Source organism: Candidatus Palauibacter polyketidifaciens (assembly GCF_947581785.1).
In the GTDB taxonomy this organism is placed as follows: Bacteria; Gemmatimonadota; Gemmatimonadetes; order Palauibacterales; family Palauibacteraceae; genus Palauibacter; species Palauibacter polyketidifaciens.
Genome location: NZ_CANPVO010000046.1, coordinates 1 through 20,752, shown reverse-complemented (window position 1 = coordinate 20,752; position 20,752 = coordinate 1). Strand labels below are relative to the sequence as shown.

General features: G+C 68.4%; 13 protein-coding genes. 4 read left to right on the top strand and 9 right to left on the bottom strand.

The annotated features are described in order from the left end of the window. Window positions 1-2: 2 nt before the first annotated feature. From RN729_RS12605 to RN729_RS12575, 7 genes are all read right to left on the bottom strand, one after another. Entirely contained in the window at window positions 3-1,415 is a 1,413-nt protein-coding gene (locus RN729_RS12605; protein ID WP_310785300.1) for a Xaa-Pro peptidase family protein, read from the bottom strand. Next, entirely contained in the window at window positions 1,412-2,197 is a 786-nt protein-coding gene (locus RN729_RS12600) for a hypothetical protein (protein WP_310785298.1), read from the bottom strand. Before RN729_RS12600 ends, RN729_RS12605 begins: the two co-directional genes overlap by 4 nt. A gap of 52 nt (window positions 2,198-2,249) precedes the next feature. Next, entirely contained in the window at window positions 2,250-3,548 is a 1,299-nt protein-coding gene (locus RN729_RS12595; RefSeq protein ID WP_310785296.1) for an NCS2 family permease, read from the bottom strand. A gap of 36 nt (window positions 3,549-3,584) precedes the next feature. Next, on the bottom strand, window positions 3,585-4,649 hold the full coding sequence (locus RN729_RS12590; RefSeq protein WP_310785294.1) for a Fic family protein: 1,065 nt from the start codon (window positions 4,647-4,649) through the stop codon (window positions 3,585-3,587). Between the two features lie 430 nt (window positions 4,650-5,079). Further along, a complete protein-coding gene (locus RN729_RS12585) occupies window positions 5,080-8,280 on the bottom strand; it encodes a UvrD-helicase domain-containing protein (RefSeq protein ID WP_310785292.1) in 3,201 nt (1,066 codons plus the stop codon). Further along, window positions 8,273-11,440, bottom strand: a complete 3,168-nt coding sequence (locus RN729_RS12580; RefSeq protein WP_310785290.1) for a PD-(D/E)XK nuclease family protein — start codon at window positions 11,438-11,440, stop codon at window positions 8,273-8,275. The genes RN729_RS12585 and RN729_RS12580 overlap by 8 nt, the downstream gene beginning before the upstream one ends. An 80-nt stretch (window positions 11,441-11,520) precedes the next feature. After that, on the bottom strand, window positions 11,521-12,477 hold the full coding sequence (locus RN729_RS12575) for an adenosine deaminase (RefSeq protein WP_310785288.1): 957 nt from the start codon (window positions 12,475-12,477) through the stop codon (window positions 11,521-11,523). Window positions 12,478-12,582: 105 nt separating this feature from the next. On the opposite strand from RN729_RS12575, the gene RN729_RS12570 reads away from it, so the two are divergent. The 4 genes from RN729_RS12570 (at window position 12,583) to RN729_RS12555 (ending at window position 19,963) form a co-directional block, all read left to right on the top strand. After that, complete coding sequence (locus RN729_RS12570) at window positions 12,583-13,968, top strand: sodium-dependent transporter (RefSeq protein ID WP_310785286.1); 1,386 nt, start codon at window positions 12,583-12,585, stop codon at window positions 13,966-13,968. A gap of 11 nt (window positions 13,969-13,979) precedes the next feature. Next, window positions 13,980-15,476, top strand: coding sequence for a calcineurin-like phosphoesterase C-terminal domain-containing protein (locus RN729_RS12565; RefSeq protein WP_310785284.1), 1,497 nt, complete (start codon window positions 13,980-13,982; stop codon window positions 15,474-15,476). A gap of 129 nt (window positions 15,477-15,605) precedes the next feature. Then, window positions 15,606-17,708 carry a N,N-dimethylformamidase beta subunit family domain-containing protein gene (locus RN729_RS12560; protein WP_310785282.1) on the top strand — a complete coding sequence of 701 codons (2,103 nt, stop codon included), beginning with the start codon at window positions 15,606-15,608 and terminating at the stop codon, window positions 17,706-17,708. 125 nt (window positions 17,709-17,833) lie between these two features. Then, complete coding sequence (locus RN729_RS12555; RefSeq protein ID WP_310785280.1) at window positions 17,834-19,963, top strand: N,N-dimethylformamidase beta subunit family domain-containing protein; 2,130 nt, start codon at window positions 17,834-17,836, stop codon at window positions 19,961-19,963. Window positions 19,964-20,030: 67 nt separating this feature from the next. Here the strand turns inward: RN729_RS12555 and RN729_RS12550 are convergent, their stop codons facing one another. After that, a complete protein-coding gene (locus tag RN729_RS12550) occupies window positions 20,031-20,435 on the bottom strand; it encodes a PIN domain-containing protein (protein WP_310785278.1) in 405 nt (134 codons plus the stop codon). Next, on the bottom strand, window positions 20,423-20,689 hold the full coding sequence (locus RN729_RS12545; RefSeq protein ID WP_310785276.1) for a hypothetical protein: 267 nt from the start codon (window positions 20,687-20,689) through the stop codon (window positions 20,423-20,425). The genes RN729_RS12550 and RN729_RS12545 overlap by 13 nt, the downstream gene beginning before the upstream one ends. Window positions 20,690-20,752: the final 63 nt, after the last annotated feature.

The window sequence follows — 20,752 nt, the reverse complement described above, 5'->3', positions numbered from 1 at the left end:
CTTCAGGGGACGAGCGCCTCCAGGGCGTCCGGGTCGCGGGGGAGGGCGTCGGTGAGGACCTCGGCACCATCCTCGGTGACGAGGACGACCTCTTCCACGAACACCGAGACGCCGATGTCGTGGTTGTAGTACCACGGCTCGACGGTGAAGACCATTCCGGGCGCGAGCGGTTCGTCGAGAAGTGCGGGATCTCCCGTCGAAAGCCCGATGTGGTGGCCGAAGAAGGAGGGCGTCTGCATGTACGGCTCCTCCTCGTCGGGGATCGCATCGTAGGCCACGTCCGTGAGTTCGCGCAGGGTGACGCCCGGACGGATGGCTGCGATTACGGCCTCCGCGGCCCGCGTGCTCACGAGGAGCTTCTCCCGCTGGACGTCGGTGAACGCCCCGTTCGCCGGGAAGGTCCGTCCCACGTCGCTCACGTATCCGTTCAGTTCGCACCCGACATCGAAGATGACGAGGTCGCCATCCTCCAGCCGCCGGTTGCGTCGGTCATAGTGGGCCGCGAGAACACGCCACGGCCAGAGGCTGTTCGGACCCGACTTGATGATGGGCGTGAAGGGGATGGACTGGGCGCCCGCCTGTCGGCAGGCGCGCTCGAACTCACCCTGCAGCGTGCGCTCGTCGACCCCCGGCCGAACGAGGGCGGCAGCGGCCCGGATTCCGGCCATGGTGGCGTCCGCCGCGCGGCGCATGCGCATGATCTCGGCGGGCGACTTTACCATGCGCAGGCGGGCGACGATCTCGAAGGCGTTCACCAGGCGCGCGTCCGGATGGTCGTCCCGAAGTCGCCGGATCAGGGAAGCCATGGGGTCGAGACTCCCGACGACGGGGACGACCGGGTCGGGGACCTCACCCGGGGCGCCCGCGTTGACCCGAAGCACCTCCCCCGCTTCCGCGCGTTCGCGGAGAAAGCCGCCGAGTTCGGCGATGTCGCGGTAGTCGTCGGCGCCGCCGATGCCGCGGATCCGGTAGTCGTCCAGCAGCGGCCGGCCCGGAAAATCGTTGGGCCGGCCCGGGTTCTCGAAGCGCGGGTCGCGCTGCGGCATGAATAGAATTGAAGCGTCGCGTCGCGCATCGAGGACGAGCATCGATTGTGGGACTTCCAGTCCCGTCAGGTACCAGAAGTCCTCGAGTTGCCGGAAGGTCTCGCCGTGCGTGATCCCGTCCGAGGAGGGAACGAGCAGGAGGCCGCCTCCGGTGGCGCGCAGGCCGTCGAGGATCCGGTTGCGGCGAAACTCGTATTCCTGCGGGCGGAAGCCCGGGCGGACCCAGTCCGAGTAGCGCTGCTCCGGCGTTTGCGCCGAGAGCCGGCCGATGTCTCCCGTGGCCGCAGCCGCGGCGGCAAGCAAAGAACCCGCGAGCAGGCAGCGTCCAGGCCGCCGGTTCGTCACGCGAGGGGCGGGGCTGGCGTTCACAACCGCCACACGACGAGAAACTGGACCACGCTCTCCGACACGTCGGTCCCCAGCTTGTTGCGCCAGTACTGGTATTCGATCCCGCTCATGAGACGACCTCCGTCGCCGCCCATGATCCGGCCCACGTCCACGGTCAGCTGCGGCTGGGCGAGAATCCAGGCGCGAACCTCGTCGCCGAACTCGTTCGTCACGGCGCTGATGTACTCCGCATGGCCGGTGAACGTGAACGTCTGCCCCAGCATCTCCCACGTCGCGAGCCAGTTCACGTCGAACATCCAGCCGTCGTCCGTCGCCGGCGCACCGCCGTTGTCCACACCGCTCGAGGCGTCGACCATGCGGGCGAATTCCGTGTTAAGGAAGATGAACCCCGGAATGTCCCACGACGCCCGGAGGCCGGGCGTGTACTTCAGCACCTTCGCCTGCGAGCCGTAGTTCACGCCACCGAGCAGGGCGAAGTCGCGGATCGGGCCGAACCCGACGTGGCTCCCGCTGATCTTCCCCAGGCTCAGCGACGGATACCACTCGCCGTACAGGTCCTTCTCGTTGAACCCGTCGTTCCCCCCGTCCGCCGTGTAGTCGAAGAACATGAAGTGGTCGCCCAACGACCACTGCGACGCGTTCTGGAAGGTGACGACCGTCGTCCCGTGCCCCGTATCCGAGAAGGGATTCACCAGCTTGCCGAGCTGGAGCTGGAACTCCGTCTGGCCGGCCGCGGCTCCCGGCGCGGCGAGGAGGAGGACGATGGCGGGCAGTCCGGCGGAAAGCCGTGTGCTGAGATTCATTCAGCCTCTCTGTCGAGGAAGATCGGGGCCAGGGCGCTCACACGTCGTGACGTTACAGCCAGATGAATTTTGCGGCGAACACCAGCGCCACCAGGACCAGCATCGGCGGACACTCGCGCCAGCGGCCGGCCAGGATCTTGATCGCGACGTACGTGATGAAGCCGAGTCCGATTCCGTCGGCGATAGAGTACGTGAGGGGGATGGCGATCGCGGTTACGACGGCCGCCGCGGACTCGGTGATGTCGTCCCACTCCACATCCTTCAACGCGCGGGCCATGAGACAGGCGACGTAGAGAATCGCCGCCGCGGTCGCGAAGGACGGGACGGATTCGGCGAGCGGCGCGAGGAACAGACAGACGAGGAAGAGGCCGGCCACGACGACGGCGGTCAGACCGGTGCGGCCGCCCGCGCTCACGCCAGCGGCGCTCTCGATGTAGCTGGTGACCGACGAGGTCCCGAGCAGCGTCCCCGCCACGGTCCCGGTCGAGTCGGCCATCAGCGCGCGCTGGATGCGCGGCAGTCTCCCATCCTCATCGAGGAGGTCCGCCTGGTGCGCGACGCCGATCAGCGTGCCGGCGGTGTCGAAGAGGTCGACGATGAGGAAGGTGAAGATCACCGCGATCATGCCCAGTTGCAGCGCGGCGCCGATGTCCAGCGCGAGCAGCGTGGGGGTCGGATCCGGGGGCAGGGACACCCACCCGTGCCACTCCGAAACGCCCAGAATCAGGCCAAGCGCCGTCACGCCGAGCATCCCGAGGATCGCCGCGCCCGGGATCCGCCGCGCGGAGAGCGCCGCGATCGCACAGAAGCCGAGCAGGGCGAGCATGGCCGGCGCCGACGTCAGTTCTCCCACGGTGACGAGCGTGGCCGGACTTCCCTCGATGATGCCCGCGTTCCGCAGTGCAATCACGCCGAGGAAGAGACCGATGCCGGCCGAGATCGCCATTTTCTGGCCCCGCGGGATCGCGTCGATGATCCAGCGCCGAACCGGGAGCACGCTCAGCGTGACGAACAGCGTCCCGGACAGGAATACAGCCCCGAGCGCGACCTCCCAAGGGTACCCCATTCCGAGTACGACGCCGTAGGTGAAGAAGGCGTTCAGCCCCATCCCGGGCGCCAGGGCGATCGGATAGTTCGCGTACAGCCCCATCACGAGCGTCGCGAAGGCCGCCGCGAGACAGGTCGCGACGAACACGGGGCCGAACGGCATGCCGGCCTCGGAGAGGATCGACGGATTGACGAAGGCGATGTAGACCATCGTCAGGAAGGTCGTGACCCCGGCGGTCACCTCCGTCCGCACGTCGGAGCCGCGCTCTGACAGCCTGAACCAGCGTTCCAGCTTCCCGGTCATCGGTTCACCTCCGACTGTTCCGTGGTGATCTGTCCCTCAAGAGACCTCTGCGGAAAAGCAACTCGCATAGAGCGCCTCGACCCGCTCCGCCTCATCCGCAGTAAGTCGCTCGAACTCGCCGGTGCGCGCCCGCTCCGACAGCGTGCCGCGATTCTGCCGCAGGAACCTGGACAGCAGGTCGATCGTCCGGTCCGGCATGTCCGCCACTTCCTCCTGGACGCGCCGCGAGAACTCGTCGTACCGCTCCAGGTATTCGACTTCTTCGGGGAGATCCCGTGTCACCGTCTCCTCGACGCAGCCATACAGAAACTCCGCGTGGGCCGTGGCGTCGAAGAACCGGTAGAAGTCGCCCGTCTCGTTCAGGACCTCGACGTTGTGTCGTCTCGTCGCGCGCCATTCGATCAGGGGCAGCACCTGCGAGGAGTAGCTGCGAAGCACCTCACGGTACTCCGAGATCCGCCTCAGCATGGGGACGCTCACGGGGAACACGACATGAGGCGGGTTATATCCGGCACGTGCCAAGACGTGATGAATCAGCCAGCGGTGAAGGCGGCCGTTCCCATCTTCGAAGGGATGGATGTATACGAACCCGAACGACACAACGGCCGCCGATACGACCGGATCGACGGCCGCCTGTTCCGTCCGTCGGCCATACTCGACCACTCCTCGCATGAGATCGGCCAGGTCATCCGGACGTGCACTGATATGTTCCGGAATCGGATCACCCGTCGCCCGGTTGCGCTCGCCGATCCACCCGCCCTCGGTCCGGAGCCCGAGCTCGACGAATCTCGAGTCCCCGATCACGAGTTCCTGAAGGCGCTCCAGTTCATCGACCTCAAGGTCTCGCTGGCCGGCCTCGCCGATCGCCTGGCCCCAACGGAGCCCACGGGCCGGCGTCGGATGCTCGCCTTCGATCTGAAACGATGCCTGGCTGTCCTCGAGGAGTAGAAACGACGCGGCGCGGCGAATGATATCCGGCTGAGTATGACCAACGACATCTTGAGCCTGCTCGCCGAGGCGCATGTCCGAATAGCGTTCAAGCTCGGGAGTCCGCCGGACGAGCGGACAGAACCGGTTCGTGCCGGGCAGGTTGTTGCGCACACGATGCCGTCGTGAGAGAGGGCCGCTCGCCGAAGCAAACTGTTGCTTTGGATCCACCACCGGAACGGCCTTCACTTTTGCGGCTTCAGGGAGGCCCAGAGGTTTGTCCGTCAGCCATTCATACAGAAACCAGATGCGGCGAGCGTAAGCGCCCGTCGGCGTGTCACGCACGATACGGACGATCTCGCGAGGGTCGATTTTCCCAAAAAGGGCGGAGAGCACCCCCAAACTCACGCCCTCCCACTTCAAAGCGAACTCCAGGTGTCCTCGAAGACTCTCCTCCGGGGCGTGGCCGGGAGGAAGCAACAGCCACTCGCGTGTCGAGGCGGGAGAAAAGCTCGCAAGTTGGCCGCTGGGCGTCAAAAACACTTCACGGATTTGCGAATCGTTTCACGATGAGCGCCAAACGCCAGGAAACCGTCACCGGTGGTCAGGTCGGATCCGGCTTCTTGCGCATGGGGACGAGCGCGTTGGCGTGGGTGAAGTGCAGGCCGACGGCGACCCGGCCGGCCATGCTCGAGGCGGCCGCCCGGTACACGTCGGCCTGGATCCGGTAGCTGCGCGCCGCGTGCGGTGCCTGGGGCGCCGTGATGTCGTGCGTCTTGAAATCGATGACGAGGGCGTCCAGTCCCTCCTTCAGGCCGAGGGCTCCGGCCAGGAAGGAGGGCGGGGTGCCGTGGTCCGGGGCGGCGCCGGAGCCGCGGAGGCGCCGGTACAGGTCGAAGGCGCCGAACCGCCAATCCCGCGCTCCCACGAGGTGGGTGAAGGTGAGTTCCTTCCAGTAGTCGCGTCCGAGGTCGCCCTCCGTGTACCAGGCCCACTCCTCGCTCGCCGCCACGCGGCGGATCTCATCCTCCAGTTGCTCGCGGTATTCGCTCCCCGGGCGAAGCATGGCCTCGAGTTCGGGCTCGTCCAGCGAACCGATGGTCTCTTCGACGACGCGCGCGATCTCGGCCTCCGCCTCCAGCCGCTCCAGCACGCCGTGGATGATCTGGCCCCGGACCAGGGCCGGGAGTCCCGTCTCCTGCGCCGAGGTTTCGGGCGCGAAGTGCCATGGGGCGAGGGCGCCGTGCCTGTACCGGCGCTCCCATTCTTCCGGATCTTCTTCCAGGAGCATGAGTTCGGTCGCCGAGCGGGTCCAGCGCAACGGCGGCTCGGGGAGCGGCTGGATCAGCGCCGGGGGCTCGGCGACCTCGTATCCGTCCAGCCACGCGAGCGTCGGGGGTCGGCTCGTCTCCGGGGCGGCGCGCGCGGCCGGATCACCCCGCTCGGGAGCCTCCCCCTCGACGAGCCAGCGGTCGTAGCCCTTGCCCTCCTTCGGTCCCGCAAGGACGAGCCGGTCCCGGGCCCGCGTCGCGGCCACGTACAGGAGGCGGGCTTCCTCCGCCGTCGCTTCGAGTTCCTCGCGACGCAGGATGCGATGGCCCCGCGCCCCCCGGTCGGACGCCTTGAGGCAGAACAGGGGTCCGAGTTCGGGATCGGACCAGTACTCGTTCGTACGGGGGGTCCAGAGCTTCCGCTCGACGCGGATCAGGAAGACGAGCGGCCACTCCAGCCCCTTCGCCTGGTGGACCGTCGAGAGCGTGACGACATCGTCTTCCTTCGAGTACAGCGGGGCCTGCGGAAGTCCGATTTCCCGGTTCGTTGATCGATCCCACACTTCGAAGAAGGTGGAGAGGTCGCTGGCGCGATGGGATTCCGCGAAGTGGATGAGGCTCTGCAGGTTCGCGAGAACCTCCTCCGCGCCCTCCATGAGCAGGACGTGGAGACGATATCCGGTCCGCTCCAGCAACTCCTCGATGATCTCGTCCAGCGCGAGCCGCGGCGCGAGCTGCCGCAGGCCGTCGAGCACCGAGAGGCCCTGCGCCAGCGCGCCCCGCTCAATGTCGGTCAGCTCCGGATGGTCCGGAGCTTCGGGCCACTCCCCTTCCGCGAGCCACCGCTTCGCGCGGCGGAGCAGCGGCCCGGACCGCTGGAGCAGGTGCATGCGGGCGATCGTCTCATCCCGGAGACCCACGAAGGGCGAGCGCAGGTAGCCGAAGGCCCGTACGTCATCGCGCTCGTTCTGAAGCAGACGCAGCGCGTTGAGGACATCGAGGATCTCCTGGCGCTCGCCGAGGTGCGCCATCCCGGAAACGAAGTAGGGGATGCCATAGCGCTTGAGCGTCGTCTCGACATGCTCGATACCGGTGCGGGCGCGGTAGAGGACGGCGATGTCGCGGAACGCGAGCGGGCGAAGCTCGCCGCTGTCGGGGTCGCGGACCTCGTCGCGGCCCACCGAGGCGAGGATCCGGCACGCGATGCGAACGGCCTCGGCTTCCCGGCGTTCGGCGACGTTGTTCCCCTGGGCGCGGACCCACTCGACGCCGGTCTGCGCATGGTCGGGCACGCCGGCCACGAGCTCGGCGTAGTCGATCCGGCTCGGGAGCTCTTCCTCCGCGAGCGCGCGGCCCGTCTCGTCCATCGAGACGCGGCCGACGACGTTCACGAAGTCGACGATCGGTGGAGCGCTGCGGAAGTTCCTCGGGAGGTCGAGGATCTCGCCGCTCTCGGCGAAATCGTCGGCGACCGCGTTCCAGACCGAGATATCCGCGCCGCGGAAGCGATAGATGCTCTGCTTCGGGTCGCCGACGAGGAAGAGCTGCGGGCGATCCACGCCGCGCCCGATCGCGAAGGCGATGTCGCGCTGCGTGAAGTCGGTGTCCTGAAACTCGTCGATGATGAGGATCCGGTAGCGGTCGCGGATCGCGGCGAGCGCGGCCTCGCCCGCGGGGCCGGCCAGGAGGTCGGCCGCGCCGAGCACCAGGCTGTCGAAATCGCGCCGGTTCTCTTCCTCCAGCCATGCGTCCCAGCGCGCGCGGGCCTCGAGGCCCAGTTCGACGAGGTCCGCGCAGATCGCGAGCGCTTCCTCGTCGCTGGCCTCACTCTCCCTGCACAGGGTCCTCAGCACGGGCAGGTCGAGGCCGGGGCCTTCGTGCGGGAACAGGTCGAGCGTGTCGCCGGTCTCCGGCGGCGGGTCGCCGCGGAGCCACTTTGTGTATCGTTGTTCCCGCCAGCGGAGGTCACGCAGTACGTCCCGTACGTGGTCGATCGCCCCCTTGGAGTGCTGCCACCCGGTGAGCTTCCAGCGTCGCAGGAGCCTCTGCGCGGCGGGGTCTTCCTCGTCCAGCCGCTCGAGCAGGAGCGCCTTGATCAGGTCGTCCTGTTCCGCCCACGCCTCGTCCTCATCGAGGATCTCGAAGGTGGGGTCGATCCCGAGCCGCAGGGCGTGTTCGCGCAGCAATTCGCCACAGAAGGAATGGATTGTGCCGACCGAGGCGCGGTCGATGTCCCAGCGAAGGTCGTCCGCACGCGGGGATGCCTCGATGCGCTTGCGAAGCTGTCGCTTGAGGTCGTAGGCCGCCTTCTCCGTGAACGTGATCGCGGCGATCTCATCCAGCCGGCAGGAGACGGCCGGCGGCGCGAGCGGTTCTCCCGTCTCCCCATTCACGCCGAACGGAAGGCCCAGCCGCCACATGATCTTGCCCACGACGGTCGTCGTCTTTCCCGTGCCCGCGTTCGCAACGAGCAACGTGTCGTCCTCCGACCGAATCGCCCGCACCTGCTCGGGCGTCCACCGGATCTCAGCCACTGGCGTCGTCCCCGAAGTCGTCGAAGCGGTGGCCCTCGGCGATCTGGGCGTCGCTGCGGCGCACCTCGCGAGGCGGATCCCAGGACCACCAGTCCCCCTTCCGCGAGACGACCGCCTCGAAGCACCCGGCCCGCACGCGGGCGGGGATGGAGAGCGCCATTGTGAGCGCCCGGTCGTACCGTTCCTCTCCGAATCTGACCAGCCCTCCGTTGAGAGGACTCCCGGGACTCCTGATGGACCGGTACCGGCAGCTGCCCATCGCGTAGCCCCGGTCGGCCATCACCTGCGCGTAGAGCACCCCCTGCAGGGCGGTCGCGTCATCGAATCTCGGCGCCGGCGGGGGCTTGCCGCTCTTGTAGTCGAGGACGTGAAATACCCCGGTCCCGCCCGCGTCCCGGTCGAGCCGGTCGATGCGGCCGCAGATGCGCAGGCGGGCCGCGCGGCCGCGGATGTCGGTGCCCGCGAGCATCGCACGCTCGTCGTCGAAGCCGAACCCGACCTCGGTCTCGATGGGACACTCGCCCTTCCTGGCCATGTGTCCGAGTTCCCACTCGATGTAGTTGCGGACGGCGGCGACGATCCCCTCCCGGGTCTGCTCCCACAGGCTGGCGACGCCGAGCCACTCCCCCTTCTCCGCGCGCTCGGCACAGACTTCAGCGGAGATCTCCGCGAGGCGGTCCTCGACCGACCCCTCCAGGGCGACGGGAAGCCTCCCCATGAACTCGGCGTAGAAGCGTTCGAGGATCTCATGCGCGACGCTGCCGAAGGTGAGGGGCGTCGTCTCCTCCTCCGCCTCCTCCACGCCTTCCAGCCAGAGCACGCGTTCGACGAGAAAGGTGAAGGGAGACCGGGCGTAGGCCTCGAGTTGGCCGGCGGACCATCGATAGTCGTCGTGGAAGCGGCGCTCCAGTTCCCGGAGCACATCCGGATCGCGCAGGTGGCCGTTCCATGGATTCGGCCGAAAGGCCGGGTGCACGGCCATCGCCGGGCCCGGCGATGGCGCCGGAAGGAGGAATCCGGGATAGCGCTCGAGTCCCGGACCGCGGTGGATCTCGGCCGCCGCCGCCACGATCGCACGCGCGACGCGTTCCGGGCGGGCGGGCGCGATTCGCGGCCGTTCCGTCGGGTCCGGAACCCCGAGAGCCCTGTGGATCGCGAAGGCGGCCCGCCGGTCCGCCTCGGCCGGGGTCACGGGGTCGAGCTCGTCCGAGGGGCGACGGATCCGGGGCAGCTCAGCGGCGTCCTCGTGACTCGGGACCATGAGCGACGGAAGGAGCGGCGTGCCGCCCGCGTCCGTGGTGCGGTAGCTGATGCAGACCGGGCCGGCCTGCTGCGTGACCGCGCGCCATAGGCCCCGCTCGCGGCGCAGCGTCTCGTCCCGGTGGGCCAGCGGCAACCCGAGAGCTGCGAGGCGGCGGCGCTCCGTGTCCGTGAACACGCCCGTGGCGCCCCCGGCGCGGGGGAACTCGCGGTCGTTCGCATGCACGACGAAGGTATGGGCGAAGGGCACGAGCGCCGCGTCGTGCGCCTCCAGCACCTGGACGCCCTTCTGCCCGGGAGTCGAGAGGACGAGTTCGTTCGCCTGCAACAGCTTGCCGAGCAGCGCGTGCCACCCCGCCGGTGGGAGCGGGTCGTCCGGGTGGTCGAGCTCCCTCCACTCCCGCAGCAGTCGTTCCAGGAGAAGGATTCCGCGCTGGTCGGAGCGCACGACCTCCCACCGTTCCTCGACCGGGTCGCACACGCGGCGCCTCAGCCGGAACACGCCGCGATCCTCCCTGAGGAGCGCGAGCGTGAGATCGATCCAGTCCGCCTCGGAGCGGGCGTCGGCGAGCGGATCGAGCACCTCCCGCAAGGCGCCAAAGGCCTCGATGTCCTTCTCCACACGATCGAGGAAGAGCCCCCGTCCGCGGACCTCGCGCGCCTTGTTCTCGACGAGCGGACGCAACTGCTCGAGGGCACCGGTCCAGCTCTCGAGCCCCACCACGCGCCGGAGCGCCGCGATGGCGTCGATGCTGCGCAGATCGACGCGGGTGTCGAAGTAGGGGTGCGCGAGGAGGGCGCGCAGAGACCGGTAGTCCCAGTTCCGCCCGACGCCCCGCAGCACGAGGAGGAGCGCTCTGAGCGCCGGGACCTCGTCCAGCGGCGTCCGGATGCGAGCCGTCGCGGAGACGCCCGCCCGCCGCAGCGCCCGGTACGCGCGATGCGTGTTCTCGCGACCCGACCTCGCGACGACGGCGATCCGATGCGGTTCCGCGGTACCCGCCGCGAGAATCTCCTTGACCTGCCGTGCCACCCAGGCCATCTCCCGCGCGGCATCCGGAACCGGCTGTACCGTCACCGGCCCGGCCCCGGCCCCGGCACCGCCCCCACCATCTTCGCCGCCATCGCGGGGGACGCCGATCACCTCGGTCCGGTCGGCGAGTTCGTCAAAGAAGCGGTCAGGCTCCGATTCGGACGGGAGGTAGAGATGGACGTCCACCTCCTCCTGACGGGAGAGGGCCTCAAGCATGCGTCGGCGCGTTCGAGGGCTCGCGATGCTGTACACGTGCAATTCCCGGGCGCCGCCGATCGCCGCCGCCAGTCCTCCCGCCTCGATCCGCTCCGCGATGCGGGCGTTCACCGAGCGCCGGTCGAGGAACCCGCGCTTCTCAAGCGCAGCGAGATACGCGCGGTAGACGGCCACAGCCCAGTCGTTGCGGCGGCGCGCGAAGTCGTCGCCGCCCAGCCGGGCCAGCGCCCGCTCCAACTCGTCCGGCGGTACGCCCTCCGGCAGCAGGTCGCCGAACAGCCGGTCGAGCATGTGTCCGCGGATCACGCCGTCCCCGCGGCCGGGCTCCCGCCCGAGGATCCGCTGCCCCAGCCGCGCCGCGTGCCGGCTCACGAGCCGGCGGCGCGTGAGGAGCCCGACGGACTTCTCCCGGATACCGAAACGGTCGGTCAGCTCTCCGAACAGCGTAACGGGAGGATCGAGCCAGCCGGGGAGGCCGCGTTCATGCGCGGCCTCGAACAGGAGATCCCGCAGGCTCCGGTGGTTGAGCCAGATCCACGCGCCAGCCCCCGCGCCCGCCTCGGCCGATGAGGCGGCCTGTGCCAGAAAACGGTCGACGCACCCCTCCCACAGCGGGGCCGCCGCCGGCGCTCGAACTACGTTGAGAGTCACGCGTCAGGATCCGGACGAAGCGATAGTCAACTCCTCGGCGTGGAGTTCAAGCCCGACGGTTGTCACGAACGTCTGTCGCGTCAAGCGACGAACGAGGCTTCAAGGGAGTTGCGGGCGAGCGTTTCGATGTCGTCGGCAGTGAGGCCGACGGCCGCGGCGACCCGGCGGAAGTTGTCGTTGATGTAGCCGCCGAAGTAGGCCGGGTCGTCGGAGTTCACGGTCGCGAGGAGGCCGAGGTCCAGCATGCGCTTGATCGGGTGGGCGGCGAGGTCCTCCACGACGCGGAGTTCGAGGTTCGACAGCGGGCATACCGTGAGCGGGATGCGGTCGTCGCGCAGTCGGGCGACCAGGGCGTCGTCCTCGAGGGCCCGGTTGCCGTGGTCGATGCGCTCCGCGCCGAGGATGTCGAGCGCCTCCCATACGTACTCCGGCGGACCCTCCTCCCCCGCGTGGGCGACGAGCCGGAGGCCCATGTCACGCGCCGCCTCGAACACGCGCGCGAACTTCGAGGGCGGGTGTCCGACTTCGCTCGAGTCGAGACCCACGCCGAGGAGCCGGTCCCGCCAGGGTTCCGCGGCCTCGAGCGTCTCGAACGCTTCCCTCTCGGTGAGGTGTCTCAGGAAACAGAGGATGAGGGAGACGCTCACGCCCCGCTCCCGTGAGCGGACGATGGCCCGCTCGAGCCCGTCCATCAGCGTCACCAGCGGCACGCCGCGTCCGGTGTGGGCCTGCGGATCGAAGAACATCTCGACTTGGACGACACCGTCCACAGCCGCCCGCCGCAGGTAGCCGTCGGCGAGATCGAAGAAATCCTCCTCGGTCCGGAGGACGTTCATCCCCTCGTAGTAGAGGTCGAGAAACTCCTGGAGGTTGCCGAACGAGTAGGCCCGGCGGACCTCCTCGACGCTGCCGTAGGGGAGCGGCACGCCGTTCCGGCGGGCGAGGTCGAACATCATTCCGGGCTCCAGCGAGCCTTCGACGTGGATGTGGAGTTCCGCCTTGGGCGTGCTCCGGATGACTTCGTTCAGGTTCGGCATGGCGTGCGTCTGGTGGCCTCTCGTGACGACGGGGTAGGTTGGATCGTCGAACTCATGCAGGGGCGGAAGTCCCCTGCCCGGATAACGCCCGACTGGACATGTCCCATGAGCCAACCCCGCGATAACTGGAGTTCGAACGTCGGCCTCGTGCTGGCCGCGACCGGCAGCGCGATCGGCCTCGGCAACCTGTGGAAATTCCCGTTCATCACATGGGAAAACGAAGGGGGCGCCTTCGTCCTCGTCTACCTGGTCTGCATCCTCGCCGTGGGCCTGCCCATCATGATGGCGGAACTGCTCATCGGGCGCAGGAGCCAGAAGAGCGCGGTCGGGGCGCTCAAGGAGGCGGCCGGGCCCTGGTGGGGCGTCGTCGGCGGCTGGGGCGTGCTCGCGGGGTTCATCCTCCTCAGCTACTACACCGTCATCGCGGGCTGGTCGCTGTACTACTTCGCCCAGTCCCTCGGCTGGACGTTCGGCGGCTATCCCGCCGGGATGGCGGCGGGCGACCTCTTCAACGAGCAGGTGGGGAACGCCGGCCTCCAGCTCGCGCTCTCCCTCAGCTTCAGCGTCGCCACGATCGCGGTCGTTTACTTCGGCGTGAGCAAGGGGATCGAACGGATCGCCCGCATCTTCCTCCCCATCCTGTTCGGAATCCTGCTCCTCCTCCTGGTGAGCGCGCTGGGGATGAGCGGGTCGGGGGAGGCGATGCGCTTCATCTTCCGCGCCAACTTCGGGGAACTGGAGATGAGCGGGGTTCTAGAGGCCCTGGGGCACTCCTTCTTCACCCTCTCCCTCGGGATGGGGGCGATGATCACCTACGGCTCCTACATCTCGCGCAAGCATTCGATCGTGAAGGCGTCGGGGGCGATCGTGGCGCTGGACACGCTGATCGCCCTCGTGGCGACGGTGATCATGTTCTCCGTCATCTTCTCGGTGACGGGGATGAGCGACCAGGTCAGCGGCTCACCGGTGGGGATGCTCTTCATCTCGCTGCCGGAGCTGTTCTACACCGCGGTGCCGTTCGGCGTCGTGCTGGGGCCGCTCTTCTACGTGCTCGTGGCGCTGGCGGCGCTGACTTCGACGATCTCGCTGCTCGAGGTCGTGTCGAGCTACGTCATCGATGAGCACCGCATCCCTCGACACAAGGCGACGGTCCTCTGCGGCGCGGCGATCTTCGTGTTCACGATCTTCGCGGCGCTCTCGTTCACGGGCACGCCGTTCCTGGCCACGCTGGAGATCTTCGCAGGCAAGGTGGGCTGGTTCTCGACCGTCGACCATTTCGTCTCCAACTGGATGCTGCCCACCGGCGGGTTCGCGATCACGCTCGCGGCGGGGTGGTTCATGACCCGGAAGGCGACGGAGCAGGAACTGGTGGACGGCACGGAGCCGCGCTGGTTCCACTACGGGGCGTGGCGCTTCTTCATCCGCTGGGTGGCGCCGATCGCGGTGGGCGCGATCATCGTCGCCGTCATCCTGGGCCGCGACTTCAGCTGACGGTACGACGAATGCTGAACCGGCGGACGTTCCTGAAGACCGGCGCCCTCTCCGCGGCCGCGCTGGCGACTCGTGCGGAGTCCCTCCTCGCGGCGCCCTGCGATCCTCTTCCCGTCGCTCGCCGGACCGCGAACCGGATTCGCGTGCGAGGGATGGTCCGGGGGGAAGGTCGCGGATTGGGCCGCGTGTCGGTCTCCGATGGACTCCAGGTCGTGGATTCCGACGCCGATGGCCGCTTCGAACTCGTGACCTCGGCGGACCGCGACTTCGTGTGGGTTCGGGTGCCGGCAGGATACGAGATCCCGCTGAACCCGTCCGGCACCGCGCGCTTCTACGAGCGCATCGATCCGTCCGCGAGCGAGATGTCCGTCGCCTTCGACCTCGCGCCGCTGGGCGTGTCGGATGAGCGGCACACGCTGCTCCTCCTCGGGGACATCCAGACCCAGACCGAGGAAGAGATGGGGTGGTTCCACGAGCGCTCCGTCCCCGACCTCCAGCAGACAGTGCGGGAGTTGGGTGACACGCACGTCTTCGGCATCTCCGACGGCGACATCATGTACGACCGTCTCGAACTGTATCCGGAGTACGAGCGCGGCGTGCAGCGGATCGGCGTCCCCTTCTTCCAGGTCATCGGGAACCACGACCTCGACATGGAAAGCCGTACGGACGAGGCCTCGACGGACACCTTCTCGCGCCACTTCGGGCCGCGCTACTACTCGTTCGACCGCGGCGCCGTGCACTACGTGGTGCTGGACGACGTGTTCTGGCACGGGAGCGGGTACCTCGGCTATCTGGACGCGGACGCGCTGACCTGGCTGGCGGCGGATCTGAACCGCGTCGAGGCGGGGGCGCCGGTCATCGTAGCGACGCACATCCCGGCGCTCGGGAGCAACCACGTTCGACGCGGCCTGACCTCGCCCGATCCGCCGGGCGCGATCATGAACCGCGACGCGCTGTACCGGCTGCTGGAGCCCTTCCAGGCGCACATCCTCACGGGACACACGCACGAACTCGAGCACGTCTTCGAGGCGGGGACGCACGAGCATGTGGCGGGCGCGATCTGCGGCGCCTGGTGGAGCGGACCGATCTGCTGGGACGGCGCCCCGAACGGCTATTGCGTCTACGAGGCCGCGGGCGAGGAAATCTCGTGGCGCTACAAGTCCACGGGATTCCAGGCGGCCCACCAGATGCGGATCTACGCGCCGGGGACCGATCCCTCCGCGCCGGACGAGATCGTGGCGAACGTGTGGGACTGGGACCCCGAGTGGACCGTGCGCTGGTTCGCCGATGGCGATCCCCGCGGCCTCATGGCCCGGCGGCCGGGACGCGACCCGCTGAGCGTCGAGCTTCACTCCGGCGACGACCTGCCCCCGCATCGTCCGTGGGTCGAGCCCCGCATCACCAACCACATGTTCTACGCGCCCGTCGAACCCGGTGTGGCGGAGGTGCGCGTGGAGGCCACGGACCGCTTCGGCCGCCCCTATTCCGAGGCCCTGCGTCTCCCCTAGCAGCCCGTGGCAAGAACCCCGCTGCGTTCAAGCGGCGTTGTAGACTTCCGACGGCGGGCTCATGTTGCGGGGAAGGGGCGGCCGGAGGGTCGGCCGTCCGCATGCTGACCCGGGCCCGGAGATGTCGCCATGACCCAGCCACGCCCGCGCTTCCGTCCGTCCTTCCTCGCCTTCACCACTTCGGCCGCACTCCTCGCGACCGCCTGCGCGCCTCCGCGGATGACGATGGAGGAGGCGTGTTCGAATCCCGCCAACGAGATCGTGGCGGAGAACTGCCTCGAGGGGCACCCGGCCACCGAATGGGACATCAACGGCTACGGCGATCCCAGCATCCAGGGGTTCGGGACCGACATCGCGATCAACCGCGGCGAGACGATCGAGTTCAAGATCGACACAGACTCCCCTGACTACCGGATCGACATCTACCGGATGGGCTACTACGGCGGCATGGGTGCGCGCCGTGTCGACTCGTTCGAGCCCGCCGCGAGGCTGCCCCAGATCCAGCCCGACTGTCTGCGGAGTCCGATCCCGGTGCTGGCCGAGGGTGGCGGAATCGAGGAGTGGCCCGCGCCGCTGGTGGACTGCGGGAACTGGGCCGTATCGGCCTCCTGGCAGGCTCCGGAGGACGCGACCTCGGGCATCTACTTCGCCCGCCTCGTGCGCGAGGACCCGATCGACGGCTGGGTGAAGAACGACGAGTTCGAGGCCACGCCGCTCCCGCCGACCGGCGAGGATTCGCTGTGGGAGGCGCCGGGCTTCCACGCCGTGATGCGGAACCCGCTGCGCGAGGCGCGCGCCAGCCATATCTACTTCGTGGTGCGGGACGACGACGGCGAGTCCGATCTGCTCTTCCAGACCTCGGACCTCAACTGGCAGGCGTACAACCGCTACGGGGGCCACAGCGTGTACGGGCGGCTGAACCCCGAGCGTCTCAGGCTCCACGGAGGACCCCCGCGCGCGCCGAAGGTGAGCTACAACCGTCCCTTCGAGACGCGGCACTACCGCGCCGTGAACATGGTGTTCAACTCCGAGTACCCGATGGTCCGCTGGCTGGAGCGCAACGGCTACGACGTGAGCTACTCGTCGGGAATCGACACGGATCGGCGCGGCGAGGAACTGCTGGAGCACAAGGTCTTCCTCTCCGTCGGACACGACGAGTACTGGACGGGCCAACAGCGGCGCAACGTGGAGGCCGCGCGCGCGGCCGGCGTACACCTCGGCTTCTTCGGTTCGAACGATGTCTTCTGGAAGGTGCGCTGGGAGCCGAGCATCGATGGATCGGAGCAGCCGTACCGGACCTTCGTCACCTACAAGGAGACGCAGAACCACCGGAAACTTGATCCGGTCGAATGGACGGGATTGTTCCGCGATCACCGTTCGATCAACCCGGAGGGTCCGTGGCCGGAGAACGCACTCACGGGGACGCTGTTCACGGTGAACGCGTGGCGGAACGATCCGCTCATGGTCGACGCCGAGTTCGCCGACCTGAGGTTCTGGCGCAACACGGAGGTCGCGCGGCTGCAGCTCGGCGAGCGGTACGTGTCGATCAAGGGGATCCTCGGCCACGAGTGGGACTCGGACATCGACAACGGGTTCCGCCCGCCGGGGCTCTTCCGCCTCTCCGCGACGACGATCGACAACCTGCAGTACTGCGTCCATCCCGGGCGGGGGTGCGAAACGGGCTCGGCCACGCACAACGCGACCATGTACCGGCATGAGAGCGGCGCACTCGTCTTCGACACGGGGACGCTGCAGTGGCCGTGGGGACTCGACGCACACCACGACACGGAGACGGGCGTCCCCCCCGAGCGTCAGAACGGCATGGACACGCGGGTCGGCGTCGATCCGAACGGCCCGGACCTCGTCCTTCAGCAGGCGACGCTCAACGTGTTCGCGGACATGGGCGTGCAACCCGCCACCCTGCAGCCGGATCTCGTGCCGGCCACGGCTTCGACCGATGAGGTGCCGCCGACCTCCTCGTTTGAGGCGCCCTCGGGGCCCGATCCGGAGAGCGGCATGATGACGATCATGGGGACGGCGTCAGACGCCGGGGGTGGCGTCGTGGCGGCGGTCGAGGTGTCGCTGGACGGAGGGATGACGTGGCGCCCGGCCCGCGGCCGCGCGAACTGGAGCTACGCGTGGGATCCGGATGCGACGGACGGCGAGGTGTCGATCCTGAGCCGCGCCGTAGACGACAGCGGCAACCTGGAGACCCCGGGCGAGGACGGCTGAACGGACTCGACCTGAGCCGACCCGAGCCTTCGCTGCCGTTGTAGACGGCCGACGGCGGGGGCATGTTGCGGGAACGCGGCGGCCGGGTGTCGGCCGACGCCCTGCTCTGGTCCGGAGATGTCGCCATGATCGCGTCCGTAGCAGCCCGCTCTCGTCCGCTCCCCGCATCCTCCGTTTTCCTGGTCGCGGCTGTCGCGGCGGCCGGCTGCGAACTGCAGGTCTCGATGGCGGGTGATCCGTGCGTGAACCCCGCCAACGAGATCGTGGCCGAGAACTGTCTCGAGGGGCACCCGCCCACGGAGTGGGACATCAACAGCTATGGCGACCCCAGCATCCAGGGGTTCGGCACCGACATCGCGATCGCGCAGGGCGAGACGATCGAGTTCAAGATCGACACGGACTCGGACGACTATCGCATCGACATCTACCGCATGGGCTACTACGGCGGCATGGGTGCGCGCAGAGTGGACTCCTTCGATCCGGCCGCGACGCTGCCGCAGATCCAGCCGGACTGCCTGCGGGGCCCGATCCCGGTGCTGGCCGAGGGCGGTGGCATGGAAACCTGGCCCGCCCCGCTTGTGGACTGCGGCAACTGGGCGGTCTCGGCCTCCTGGCAGGCGCCGGAGGACGCGACTTCCGGGATCTACTTCGCCCGGCTCGTGCGCGAGGACCCGATCGAGGGCTGGGTGAAGAACGACCAGTTCGAGGCGACGCCGCTCCCGCCGACAGGAGAGGACTCGCTGTGGGAGGCGCCGGGCTTCCGGGCCGTGATGCGGAACCCGCTGCGCGAACCGCGCGCAAGCCACATCTACTTCGTCGTGCGGGACGATGACGGCGAGTCCGACATGCTCTTCCAGACGTCGGACGTCACCTGGCAGGCGTACAACCGGTACGGGGGGCACAGCGTGTACGGACGCCTCAACCCGGAGCGCCTTCGCCTCCACGGCGGGGAACCCCGCGCGCCGAAGGTGAGCTACAACCGGCCCTTCGAGACGCGGCACTACCGGGCCGTGAACATGGTTTTCAACTCCGAATACCCGATGGTCCGGTGGCTGGAGAGGAACGGCTACGACGTGAGCTATTCCTCGGGGATCGACACGGACCGGCGGGGCGAGGAACTGCTTGAGCACAGGATCCTCCTTTCGGTCGGTCACGACGAGTACTGGAGCGGACGACAGCGGCGGAACGTGGAGGCGGCCCGGGCCGCCGGCATGCACCTCGCCTTCTTCAGCTCGAACGAGGTCTACTGGAAGGTTCGGTGGGAGGCGAGCATCGACGGCTCCGGCGAGCCGTACCGGACGCTCGTCACGTACAAGGATTCGCAGGATCATCGGCGGCTCGATCCGGTGGAGTGGACGGGAGAGTTCCGCGACCACCGCTCGATCAACGCCGAGGGGGCCTGGCCCGAGAACGCGCTGACGGGGACGCTGTTCACGGTGAACGCGTGGCGGAACGACCCCATCATCGTGGACGCGGAGTTCGCCGACCTGAGGTTCTGGCGAAACACCGAGGTCGCCCGGCTGCGGCCCGGCGAGCGGTACGTGTCGATCAAGGGGATCCTGGGCCACGAGTGGGACTCGGACATCGACAACGGGTTCCGCCCGCCCGGATTGTTCCGGGTGGCCGCGACGGAGATCGACAACACGCTCTACTGCGTACACCCGGGGCGGGGCTGCGAGACGGGGACCGCCACGCACCACGCCGTCCTCCATCGACACGAGAGCGGCGCACTCACGTTCGGCTCGGGGACGCTGCAGTGGTCGTGGGGCCTCGATGCGCATCACGACACCGAGACCGGCGTGCCGCCGGAACGGATGAACGGCGCGGACACGCGCGTCGGCGTGGATCCGCACGGTCCGGACCTCGTCCTGCAGCAGGCGACGGTGAACCTGTTCGCGGACATGGGCGTCCAGCCCGCCACGATGCAGCCGGATCTCGTTCGCGCGACGGCGTCGATGGACTTCGAGGCGCCCGCGTCCTCGTTCGGGCCGCCTTCGGCGCCGGACGCCGAAGGCGGAATGGTCACGATCTCGGGGACAGCTTCGGATTCGGGCGGTGGCGTCGTCGCGGCCGTCGAAGTCTCGCTCGATGGAGGCGAGACGTGGCACCCCGCCCACGGACGGACGGACTGGAGCTACGAGTACGACCCCGCCACGGCGGGCGACGAGGTCTCGATCCTGAGCCGCGCCGTGGACGACAGCGGCAACCTGGAGACCCCGGGCGAGAGCGTCGCCGCCGCGGGCGGGGGAGGCTGATTCCGGTCCACGGCTCCCCCGGGACGCGTTCCCGCGGGAACGTCGGGGCTCACCCGCCTGCGGTCGGCTACCAGTATTCGACCTCCAGTCCATCGATCCGGGCAAAGCTCCGCCGATCCCGCGTCGCGACGGCATGACCGTGGTGGACCGCGGTGGCCGCGATAATCAGGTCGTGGGCGCCGATGGGAGTGCCCGCACCGCGTAGGTGCGTCGTCAGCGTCGCATGCACCCGGGCCACATCGAGATCGAACGGAAGCACGGGAAGCAGCGACAGCCACGTCCTGCACGAGCGCTCGGCCGCCGCCTGCCCGGCACCGCGAAGCCTGTGGACGCCATGCATGAGCTCGGAAGCGGTGATGGCGGCCATCGCCATTCCGCCATCTTCGTCGGCAATAGCCGCGAACACCGCTTCGCGATTCAGATGACCCCGTTCGGCCGCGACCAGAACGCTGGTATCGATCAGCGTTCCCACGACCCTCCGGGGACTTCCTCGCGGTTCCAGATCGCGATGCCTTCTTCGACTGCTCGGAGATATTCCTCCCCGACGGGAGGAACGGAACGATTCTCGATGTACTCGAAGAACTCCTTCACGGTCAGCGTCGGATCTTCCTCCGGGCTGATCCGGGCGACCGCCTTCCCGCGATGCTCCACGACGTACTCGGCGCCGCGCTCCCGCACTTCCGTGAGGATCGATCCGAAGTTCTTCGCCGCCTCCGTTGCGCTCACCCTCCGCGCATCCAGAGACACGTTTCGTGTATTGGACATTGGCCGATAATACGGAACTTACGG

What these genes read in the sequence shown, in the direction of transcription:
- RN729_RS12600 (WP_310785298.1), bottom strand. Translation starts at nt 2,197, where the DNA reads ATGAATCTCAGCACACGGCTTTCCGCCGGACTGCCCGCCATCGTCCTC.
- RN729_RS12595 (WP_310785296.1), bottom strand. Translation starts at nt 3,548, where the DNA reads ATGACCGGGAAGCTGGAACGCTGGTTCAGGCTGTCAGAGCGCGGCTCC.
- RN729_RS12575 (WP_310785288.1), bottom strand. Translation starts at nt 12,477, where the DNA reads ATGCCGAACCTGAACGAAGTCATCCGGAGCACGCCCAAGGCGGAACTC.
- RN729_RS12570 (WP_310785286.1), top strand. Translation starts at nt 12,583, where the DNA reads ATGAGCCAACCCCGCGATAACTGGAGTTCGAACGTCGGCCTCGTGCTG.
- RN729_RS12565 (WP_310785284.1), top strand. Translation starts at nt 13,980, where the DNA reads ATGCTGAACCGGCGGACGTTCCTGAAGACCGGCGCCCTCTCCGCGGCC.
- RN729_RS12560 (WP_310785282.1), top strand. Translation starts at nt 15,606, where the DNA reads ATGACCCAGCCACGCCCGCGCTTCCGTCCGTCCTTCCTCGCCTTCACC.
- RN729_RS12555 (WP_310785280.1), top strand. Translation starts at nt 17,834, where the DNA reads ATGATCGCGTCCGTAGCAGCCCGCTCTCGTCCGCTCCCCGCATCCTCC.